This window comes from Thermobacillus xylanilyticus (assembly GCF_907165215.1).
Taxonomy (GTDB): Bacteria; Bacillota; Bacilli; order Paenibacillales; family Paenibacillaceae; genus Thermobacillus; species Thermobacillus xylanilyticus.
In genome coordinates, this window is sequence record NZ_CAJRAY010000050.1 from 22,100 (window position 1) to 29,774 (window position 7,675).

The following is a 7,675-nucleotide window of genomic DNA, read 5'->3' on the forward strand; positions in this document are numbered from 1 at the left end:
TGAGGTGTTCCGGCATGATGCACGACCGCGTCAGCACCGGCATCAGGGGAATCGACGACGTCGTCGACGGGCTGAGGCTCGGCGACAACGTCGTGTGGCAAGTCGACGAGATCGGGCAATACGGGAGACTGGCCGCGCGGTTCGCCGGGCAGGCGAAGCGGGACGGACGGAAACTGATCTACGTCCGTTTCGGCAGCCACGAGCCGCTGTTTGCGCCGGATTCGGACACCGTCATCATCGAGCTCAGGGCTGACCGGGGATTCGAACGCTTCGCCGCGTCCGTCCACCGGCTGATCGAGCGGGAAGGCCGGCGGGCGTTCTACGTGTTCGACTGCCTCACCGATCTGCTCGCCGACTGGCATTCCGACCTGATGATCGGCAACTTCTTCCGCGTCACCTGTCCTTATCTCTACGAACTCGAAACCGTCGCCTACTTCGCCATTATTCGTAACGCCCACACCTTTGCGACGATTGCGGGCATCCGCGAGACGACGCAGGTGCTGATCGACGTGTACCGGGCCGGCGGCAGCGACTACATCCATCCGCTGAAAGCCTGGAACCGCTACACCCCCGTCATGTTCTTCCCGCACCGGATCGACGGCGACGAAGCCGTCAGCATCACCTCGAGCGCCGAAGCGGCCGAACTGTTCGCCGCGGTCGCGCGCGGCGAGGACCGGCTGGACTACTGGAACGTCATGTTCGCGCAGGCGAAGGAGGCGCTGGATGCGCCTGCCGGTCAGCAGGAGCGGGTCAAGATGCGGCTGCTCAAGATGCTCGCCGGCCGCGAAGCGCGCCTGCTGAAGCTGTGCGGCCGCTACTTTGCGCTCGCGGACGTCCTCCGGGTCGCGGAGCGCCAGATCGGCAGCGGCTTCATCGGCGGCAAGAGCGTCGGCATGCTGCTCGCCCGGCGCATTCTGGAGGCGGCGGGAGGAGACCGGTTCGCGCCGCGGCTGGAGCCGCACGATTCCTGGTACATCGGCTCGGACGTGTTCTATACGTACATCGTTCACAACGGCTGGTGGAAGCTGTTCATGCGGCAGAAGACGAAGGAGGGCTATTTCCGCTGCGCGGCCGAGCTCCGGGAGAAACTGCTGACGGGCCGGTTCCCCGACAACATCCGGGAGCGGTTCATGCGGATGCTCGAGCATTACGGCCAGTCCCCGATCATCGTCCGCTCCAGCTCGCTCCTGGAAGACCAGTACGGGAACGCGTTCGCCGGCAAATACGAGAGCGTCTTCTGCGTCAACCGGGGGACGCCGGAAGAGCGGTATGAAGCGTTCGAGCAGGCGGTGCGGACCGTCTACGCCAGCGCGATGAACGAGGACGCGCTTGTCTATCGGCAAATCCGCGGGCTGGCGGGCGAGGACGAGCAGATGGCGCTGCTCGTGCAGCGGGTGTCCGGAGACGAGCACGGGGACGGCTATTTCCCGCATGCGGCGGGCGTCGGCCATTCGACGAACCTGTACGTGTGGGAGGAAGGCATCGACATGAACGCGGGCATGCTGCGGCTCGTGTTCGGGCTCGGGACGCGGGCGGTCGACCGGACCGAAGGCGACTACGCGCGGATCGTCTGCCTGGATAACCCGAAGCGCCAGCCGCCGATGCATGCCGGCGACCGGCGCAAATACATGCAGCATGAAGTCGACCTGCTGTCGTTCCGGGAGGGCGCGCTGGTCTCGCGGGATGCGGACGTCGTGCTCGCGGGCGGCATCAAGGCCGACCGATCGCTCATCGCCGCGCCGGATGACGAAGCGGCCGCGCGCATGCGCGAGCTCGGGCTGACAGACCGGCCGGCGCCGTATATCGTCGATTTCCGCGGGCTGCTGGAGCGGACCGATTTTCCGTCGTTCATGCGGGAGATGCTGGCGCAGCTCGCCGCCGTGTACGAGTACCCCGTCGACATCGAGTTCACGGTCAACTTCACGCCGGACGGAGCGTACCGCGTCAACCTGCTGCAATGCCGGCCGCTGCAGACGCGCGGCCTCGGGCGGCCGGTCGAACTGCCCGAGCCGTCGGACGATTGTTTCTTCGCGTCCCGCGGCGGCTTCATGGGCGGCAACGTCCGGCTGCCGATCGACCATGTCGTATTCGTGCGGCCGGACCGCTATCTCGCGCTGCCCGAGCAGGGCAAATACGCGGTCGCCCGGCTGATCGGCCGGATCAACAAGGCGCTCAAGGGCAGACAGACGATGCTGATCGGGCCGGGACGGTGGGGGACGACGACGCCGTCGCTCGGCGTGCCGGTTCATTTTGCGGAGCTGTGCCACATGACGGTGCTTTGCGAAGTGGCGCCTGAGGAATCCGGCATCGCGCCCGAGCTGTCGTACGGCAGCCATTTCTTCCTCGATCTCGTGGAAGCGGGCATCTTCTATACGGCGCTGATGCCGGGCGAGCCGGACGTCATCTGGCATCCGGAGCGCGTGCTGGCGCAGCCCAACATGCTGATCGAACTGGTGCCGGACGCGGTGCCGTTCGAAGGGGTTGTTCACGTGGCGCGGACGGACGGGATGGAAATTTTCGCGGACATCGGGTCGCAGCGGGTGGTGTGCAGGTAGGATGGAAGGTAAAGCCATGTTGCCGGTATCCTATTCAACCTTCAGGGAAAGGGATTTGGGCGAATACATCAGCCGAAACTATGACATTGGCAAAGTGATGCGGTGTGTCTTCATGCACAGGGGCATGAATGATTCCTACCTTGTCGAAACCTTGACCCGTAAGTACATCTACAGGGTTTACCGCAGCGGATGGCGAGACAGCCTTTGCGATGTCTCATTTGAAATTGACCTGTTGAGATTTTTGCATGCCAATGGTGTGAGCGTGTCGATTCCGGTTGCCACAACCGGAAACGAATATGTTAATGAACTTTCCGCTCCGGAAGGCAGACGGTTTGGCGTCCTTTTTACGCTTGCCGAAGGCAGCGCGCTCGACTTGAACGCTGAAGACATATGTTTCAAGTATGGCAAGGAAGCTGCCCAAATCCATGCAGGTTCGGCTACTTTTCAAACCCGTCACAGCAGGCCGCATCTGGATCTGGAATACCTGGTTGATCAACCGCTGCAAGTTATTCGAGCCTGTATGGTTCATCGTCCTGATGATTATCAGCTTGTTTTTCGCGTCGGAACCAAGTTGAAAGAAGCGATTGATCGGGTGGGAGGTTTGGATTGGGGCATATGCCACGGGGATTTGCACGGCTATAACGCCCACATGCTGGGCGATCATATTACGCATTTCGATTTTGATCTTTGCGGATTCGGTTGGAGAGCCTATATTCTCGCCGTGTTCAGATTTGCGCTGGAACAACGTTTCCAATCTTGCGTAGATGGAGAACAACAGGTTGCCATGAAGTGGAATGCTTTTTTGGCAGGCTACCAAAGCGTTCGAAAAGTTCAGGCAAACGATATGACGGCTGTCCCGTTCTTTGCGGGAGTGCGCCGACTATGGCTGATGAGCCTCAGTTTGAAATTCTTCAAAGATTTGGATATCACGGGCTCGATTGATGCTGAAGATAAATATTTTGAAGATGAGCTTGAAGCTTTCAGGGAAATGGATCAAACATTATTCTGAAATCCCGAGAGCAGCGCCCGCACGGTCGGGATGTCGGCCGGCGCCCAGTCCAGGGAGGCCATTTCGGAGAGGGGGAGCCAGACCAGTTGCGCGTGTTCTTTCGGCGCCGGGGCTCCCTCTATGATTTTGGCCTTGTACGTGATGAGTCTTACCACCAGATTCGGGTATGGATGGGTCACATCGGCAATCCGCTCATGGACTTCGATCAGGCAGTCCAGTTCTTCCCGGATCTCCCGGACCAGGCATTGTTCCGGCGATTCGCCCGGCTCGATCTTGCCGCCGGGGAACTCCCACAATCCGGGCAGCGACATCGACGGGGACCTTTGCGCGCACAGGATTTCGTTTTTCTCATTGAAAATGACGGCGCCTGCAACGTCTACCTTTTTCATCGGGTTGCTCCTGATGCTGGAAAGTGATTCATACGACGATCATAACCGCATCGCACATGCCGTTTCAACCGCTTCACGCCATCGCCGTGACCGCCCCTTCCGGATTCAACAGGCAGACCGTGTTCTCGCAGCGGCAGGAGGCCAGTCGCCGCGCCAGCTCTTTGACGGATACCTCCGGGCTGATCAAAATCTTCACATTCCGGAACGTGCACTGCTCGAGTTCATACCCTTCCGACCGGATCATGATGACGCAGTCTTCAAATGCACACCGGACGAAAGCAAACCCGTCCAACCCGATCGTCTCGTGCGTAAACGGCTGGTCCTGAATGAGCTCCATCGCAATCGCTCCTGTTCGGGTGTAGTCGAGTTATGATCTTAGCATGTCCGGCGCGCAATGACTGTCGGATCGGGGCTGCCCCGAGACAGAGATTTGCCGACAGGAAAGTGACAAATCATCGTTCTGTTGGTATGCTGTTCCCAACGAGACAGGCCAATCGATGTTGGATCGGGAGGAACCATGGAAGCCTTGATCGAACTGCGGAATGTCGGAAAATGGTATGCGGCGGGGAGGCCGGTCGTGCAGCAGGTCGACCTCGCCGTTTATCGCGGACAAGGTCTGGCGATCCGCGGCCGCAACGGCTCGGGCAAGACGACCTTGCTGAAACTGATCGCGGGCATCACCAGGCCTTCCGCCGGCGCAGTCCGCCGCGCCCCGGAACTGACCGTCGGCTATGCGCCGGAGCGCTTCCCCCCGGTCCGCTTCCGGGCGGAGGAATATTTGGCCCATCTGGGCCGCATCCGGCGCATCCCGAAGCCGGAGCTTGAGCGGCGCATTCAGGAACTGATGGATCTGTTCCAACTGCATGCCGCCGGACCGATTACACACTTCTCGAAAGGCATGACGCAGAAAGTCAACCTGATGCAGGCGGTGCTTGCCCGTCCCGACGTGCTCGTTCTGGACGAGCCGCTGTCCGGGCTGGATGCCGATTCGCAGGCGGATTTCGCCCGGCTGCTTGTGAAGTTCAAGCAGGAGGGAGCGGCCATCGTCATGACGGGCCACGAGCCGGGATTCGAGAACGCGTGGGCCGACCGGACCGTGGTGATCCGGTATGGAAGGCTCGAGGAGCTGCAGGAGCGGGGCGCCGGCGCGGCGGCTCAGGCGGAAACGTCGGACTGGATTTGCAATCAATGGGGGGTCAATTAGGTTGTTCCCGCGTCTGGTATCGTATCTGCTGGCAGTCTTCTTGCGGTCGCATCGGTATTTTCCACCGCTATTGGTCTTCTTGCTCGGCCTCATGCTGCTCTACACCGCACGTCCGAATCCGGTGATGGGGAGTTACGCGGCTTCGTCCGTCCTGCTGTATTTCGTGTCCGCCTGGATCGGGACAGGCTTTTGCGGCGCGATCGGAGAAGCGCAGGAGCATATCGCCGCCGTCCACACGGGGAGCGTGCGGAAGTATCTGATCGGCAAGACGATGGCCGTATTCGCATGCGGGCTGCTGCTCAGCCTGGCGGCGCTCATCTATCCGGTCGCCGCGGGCAGTTTCGACGAGCGCGTGCGTGCCGGCGAGTGGCTGACGGCGCTGCTCGCGCACGTCGAGCTGGCGGTGCTGGGGGGACTTGCGGCGCTGATTCTGAGTCAGCCTGTCATCCGGAAAGGCAGCCTGTCCGCCGCGATGCTGCTGCTCGTCCTGATTCTGTCGATTGCGCGCGACGGCATTCTGAAGGAGATCGGCGGCGGTTTCGCGCCGCTGTTCATCCCGCTGCCGCCTGTCGCGCCGGTGGTCGACCGTCTGATCAACCCGGACGCGGACTTGAGCATGCAGAACGCCGCCGTCTGGATCTGGCCCCTGGTGTACGGCGGCGTGCTCTATGTGCTGTATTTGCGGCTTGCGGAGAAAAAAATGTGAGCGTCAGAGCAATCAGATGACGTAAGGCGTCGGCTCCATCGTATGCGCCTTGGCGACGGCTTCCTCCAGCGTCATGCCGGTGAACGATTGCGCATGCAGGAAGCGGCCGCTTTTGCCGTCGTTCACGAAAGCGCCGACGCAGATGCCCGGAATGACGGTGTCCGGATCGTTCGGGGCATTCGGTCCGCCGAGATCGGTCCGGCACCAGCCCGGATCGGTCAGGCTGATGATGACGTCGGTTCCGTCCAGGCGGGACGCGAGATCCTTCGTCCATTTGTCCAGCGCCGCTTTGCTGGCGGCATAGGCCGACTGCTCCGGCTCGTTCCGGATGCCGCTCGTCACGTTGATGACCCGGCCGAAGCCGCGCTCGATCATCTTCGGAATGAAGCGGTTCGCAATCATCACGGCCGAGATGAAGTTGATGCGGAAGCTGACTTCAAAATCTTCGACCGGCGTATTGTAGTAATCTTTCCGGTAGGCGATCTGCACGGCCGCGTTATTGAACACGATGTCGACCGGCGTGCCTTTCGCCTCGATCGCATCGAGCATCGCGGCCACTTCGTCCAGGTTGGCGAGCTCCGCCGCCACGCTGTACGCCTCCACGCCCAATGCCCTGACTTCCTCTTCAATCTTCCGCGTGTGCTCCAGGCTGCGGCTGTGCAGGATCAGGTTGCAGCCCTGCTGCGCCATGAATTTGGCAATCCGGTATCCGATCCCGCGGCTGGCACCCGTGACCAGCGCCCATTTTCCCCGTACTTCGGCTTGGCTCATGGTTGTGATCTCCTTTTTTACGGTTCGCGTGCGAACATGATGTAGTCGACGTTGATCGGCTCAAGGCCCGCGCCGCGCAGCAGTTGGTTGATCTGCCCGCGGTGGTATTGTCCGTGCAGGGCGACGTGCAGCAGAATGTCGCGCACCTTGTTGCGGAAGGGGACGCCGGACTGGTTCCGGTATTCGAGCACCGCATCCAGCGCGGCGTCGTCGAGCGCGGACAGGAAGCGTCCGAAAGCCGCACGGAGCGCTTCGATCCGTTCCCGCATCCCGTCGAGGCTGTCCGGCGATGTCCAGATCGGCAGATGCGAGCTGTCGCGGCCTTCGAGCCGGGTCAGCCAGACCCGTTCGGCGTTCAGGATATGGTCGAACAGACGGATGGCGGCGGCAGGCGGATGGCCCGCTGCCTCGAGCGTCGCGAGCAGACGCTTGTCGGCCCAATACAACTGATCAAACAGAGCGCGGATGCTGCGCATGGACAGGCCTCCTTCGGGATCGGGAATCAGAGGGTTCATGCTATAGATATTCGATGATGTCGCCGGCCAGCAGCGACGCCTGGGACGGACGGGCCGCGGCCGCGCGGTCGCCGGCCGCGCCGTGCAGCCAGACGCCGAAGGCGGCGGCGGTGCCGGGCGGCATGCCCTGGGCGAGCAGGCTGCCGATGATGCCCGCGAGCACATCGCCGCTGCCGCCGGTCGCCATGCCGGGATTGCCGGTCGTGTTCACGTACACCGTGCCGTCCGGCAGCGCGGTGACGGTGGCTGCGCCTTTCAGCACGAGCACGACGCCGTGGCGCGTCGCGTAATGGCGGGCGATGCCGATCCGGTCGCGCTGCACTTCGGCGGTGCTCGTGCGGGCGAGGCGCGCCATCTCGCCGGGATGCGGCGTCAGGACGGCCGGGCTGTCAGCCGGCCGTCCCGGCCAGGCGGCGAAGTCGTCCGCCTCCGCGAGCATGTTCAGCGCGTCGGCGTCGAGCACGAACGGCACGGCGCGCCCGGCGCCGGTGCCGCCCGCGGCTCCGCAGGCCGCGTCCCAGACGCG

At 62.4% G+C, this 7,675-nt stretch carries 9 protein-coding genes; 4 read left to right on the forward strand and 5 right to left on the reverse strand.

The window, feature by feature from the left end; translation table 11 throughout:
• Positions 1–14 precede the first annotated feature (14 nt).
• Together KJQ12_RS10895 and KJQ12_RS10900 are read left to right on the forward strand one after the other, a co-directional pair.
• Complete coding sequence (locus KJQ12_RS10895) at positions 15–2,555, forward strand: PEP/pyruvate-binding domain-containing protein (protein ID WP_244860571.1); 2,541 nt, start codon at positions 15–17, stop codon at positions 2,553–2,555.
• Position 2,556: 1 nt separating this feature from the next.
• Complete coding sequence (locus tag KJQ12_RS10900) at positions 2,557–3,564, forward strand: phosphotransferase enzyme family protein (RefSeq protein ID WP_213484693.1); 1,008 nt, start codon at positions 2,557–2,559, stop codon at positions 3,562–3,564.
• On the opposite strand, the gene KJQ12_RS10905 is transcribed toward KJQ12_RS10900, so the two are convergent.
• Together KJQ12_RS10905 and KJQ12_RS10910 are read right to left on the reverse strand one after the other, a co-directional pair.
• On the reverse strand, positions 3,549–3,953 hold the full coding sequence (locus KJQ12_RS10905; RefSeq protein ID WP_213484694.1) for a (deoxy)nucleoside triphosphate pyrophosphohydrolase: 405 nt from the start codon (positions 3,951–3,953) through the stop codon (positions 3,549–3,551). The genes KJQ12_RS10900 and KJQ12_RS10905 overlap by 16 nt on opposite strands.
• Before the next feature lie 73 nt (positions 3,954–4,026).
• Positions 4,027–4,290 carry a hypothetical protein gene (locus tag KJQ12_RS10910; protein WP_213484695.1) on the reverse strand — a complete coding sequence of 88 codons (264 nt, stop codon included), beginning with the start codon at positions 4,288–4,290 and terminating at the stop codon, positions 4,027–4,029.
• 180 nt (positions 4,291–4,470) lie between these two features.
• Here KJQ12_RS10910 and KJQ12_RS10915 point away from each other — a divergent pair, with 180 nt between their 5' ends.
• Positions 4,471–5,157 (forward strand): ATP-binding cassette domain-containing protein, encoded by a 687-nt coding sequence (locus KJQ12_RS10915; protein WP_213484696.1) that lies wholly within the window; start codon positions 4,471–4,473, stop codon positions 5,155–5,157.
• 1 nt (position 5,158) lies between these two features.
• The gene (locus KJQ12_RS10920; RefSeq protein ID WP_213484697.1) at positions 5,159–5,863 is read left to right on the forward strand and encodes a hypothetical protein; all 705 of its coding nucleotides are present in this window, start codon (positions 5,159–5,161) and stop codon (positions 5,861–5,863) included.
• 12 nt (positions 5,864–5,875) lie between these two features.
• Here KJQ12_RS10920 and KJQ12_RS10925 read toward each other — a convergent pair whose 3' ends face one another.
• The 3 genes from KJQ12_RS10925 to KJQ12_RS10935 form a co-directional block, all read right to left on the reverse strand.
• Positions 5,876–6,634, reverse strand: coding sequence for an SDR family NAD(P)-dependent oxidoreductase (locus KJQ12_RS10925; protein WP_213484698.1), 759 nt, complete (start codon positions 6,632–6,634; stop codon positions 5,876–5,878).
• Between the two features lie 17 nt (positions 6,635–6,651).
• Positions 6,652–7,110: a DinB family protein gene (locus KJQ12_RS10930; RefSeq protein ID WP_213484699.1), complete on the reverse strand. Its 459-nt coding sequence runs from the start codon at positions 7,108–7,110 to the stop codon at positions 6,652–6,654.
• Between the two features lie 40 nt (positions 7,111–7,150).
• Positions 7,151–7,675 (reverse strand): ADP-dependent NAD(P)H-hydrate dehydratase (locus tag KJQ12_RS10935; RefSeq protein ID WP_213484700.1); only part of this gene is annotated, 525 nt, incomplete at its 5' end.